General features: G+C 48.4%; 2 protein-coding genes. Both read left to right on the forward strand.

The window, feature by feature from the left end; translation table 11 throughout:
- The first annotated feature begins 211 nt into the window (after positions 1–211).
- Positions 212–343 carry a hypothetical protein gene (locus tag G465_RS16420; protein ID WP_022654805.1) on the forward strand — a complete coding sequence of 44 codons (132 nt, stop codon included), beginning with the start codon at positions 212–214 and terminating at the stop codon, positions 341–343.
- Entirely contained in the window at positions 343–1,716 is a 1,374-nt protein-coding gene (radA, locus tag G465_RS0112695) for a DNA repair protein RadA (protein ID WP_022654806.1), read from the forward strand. The genes G465_RS16420 and radA overlap by 1 nt, the downstream gene beginning before the upstream one ends.
- Positions 1,717–1,888: the final 172 nt, after the last annotated feature.

The following is a 1,888-nucleotide window of genomic DNA, read 5'->3' on the forward strand; positions in this document are numbered from 1 at the left end:
TTCAACTCTGGGTTATTTGCCCCCAGCTGTCTACGAACAGAATATGGCAAACACACAACCTATCTCTCTGTCCGAAAAAATTTGACCGTTACAGCCTTCTCCTGAAGAGTTAGAAAAGAAGCGCAAAGAAGAGGAAGAAGCCAAGAAAAAAGCGGCTAGCTTAGGGCCTGATGGCAAGCCCGACCCCGAAGTAGAAGCGGTATTACGTTCTTTGGGTGATAAACACAGTGATGCCCGCGATGTGGCCGATAATGGGGTCGAAAAAGATCTGCATAAGGTCATGGACATCATCAATGATGCGAGTCCTCCACCAGCCAACCCCATCCCTGGTATCAATAGCTAATGGCAAAAGCAGCAAAAACCGTTTTTGTGTGTGAAGAATGCGGTGGGCAAGTCAGTAAGTGGCAAGGTCAATGTCCACACTGCCAAGCTTGGAATAGCTTATCTGAGCAAATCATTGCCCCACCAACCCAAACACCCGCCCGTTTTGCTGCTTTGGCTGCCACACACAGCAGAGTGCAGACGCTGTCCGAAGTCAGTGCCGAAGAAGCGCCACGTTTTTCAACATCTATTGATGAATTTGATCGGGCTCTGGGTGGCGGCTTAGTACGTGGTGCTGTGGTATTGATTGGTGGTGATCCTGGCATTGGTAAATCTACTTTACTGTTGCAAACACTCGCTGCCATCGGGCAACACCGTACCGTGTTATATGTCACTGGTGAAGAGTCGCCGCAGCAAATTGCCTTGCGTGCACAGCGACTGGCTGTATCAGCTGATAACGTGCGCCTACTAGCAGAAATTCGTACTGAACAGATTTTGGCCTGCTTACAACAAGAGCAACCCCAAGTTGTCGTTATCGATTCGATTCAAACGGTCTACACCGAAACGCTGTCTTCTGCCCCAGGTTCGGTTTCTCAAGTCCGAGAGTGCGCAGCACAACTGACCCGTTACGCCAAAAGCACCGGTTGCACCATGATTTTAGTTGGTCATGTAACAAAAGAAGGCGCGTTGGCGGGGCCGCGGGTGTTAGAGCATATTGTCGATTCGGTGTTGTACTTTGAAGGCGACACTCACTCTAATTTCCGCATGATCCGCGCAGTAAAAAATCGCTTTGGTGCTGTGAATGAATTAGGTGTCTTTGCGATGACCGAACGCGGTTTGCGAGGCGTGTCAAATCCTTCGGCCATGTTCTTATCCAGCCATAAAGATGATGTCCCTGGTTCATGCGTTTTGGTCACACAAGAAGGGACACGTCCTCTATTAGTAGAGATTCAGGCCTTGGTGGATGAAGCGCATGCCCCACAACCCCGTCGATTGACGGTGGGTTTAGAACAAAATCGATTGGCGATGCTCTTAGCCGTGTTGCATCGTCATGGCGGTGTCGCTTGTTTTGACCGAGATGTTTTTATCAATGCCGTTGGCGGTGTACGGATCAGTGAGCCAGCGTCTGATTTAGCTGTGTTGTTAGCGATTGTGTCTTCGCTGCGTGATAAAGCTTTACCAGAAAAAATGGTGGTTTTTGGCGAGGTGGGACTGGGCGGTGAAGTCAGACCGGTGGCGCGTGGTCAAGAACGATTGCGTGAAGCAGCAAAGCTTGGTTTTACTCGAGCGATTATTCCAACTGCTAACCGACCAAAACAAAGTATTGAGGGCATGACTTTGGTGAGTGTCGATCGTTTAGATCAAGCCTTAGCTGCCTGCCGCGAATTTTCTTAATTAAAAAATTTTTAAAAATCAGTATTTTATTTAATTCTCCAAACTTTTTCTGTTTGCAGCTGTTGACGAGTATGGAGGAGGTGGGTATAGTTCGCTTCCTCGCTGCAACACAGCAGCGGCAGGCAGCTTTCAAGTTTAAGTTGTTTGATTCGATCTTTAACAGAATACAACC

The sequence above is a fragment of the Aquaspirillum serpens DSM 68 genome (genome assembly GCF_000420525.1).
Taxonomy (GTDB): domain Bacteria; phylum Pseudomonadota; class Gammaproteobacteria; order Burkholderiales; family Aquaspirillaceae; genus Aquaspirillum; species Aquaspirillum serpens.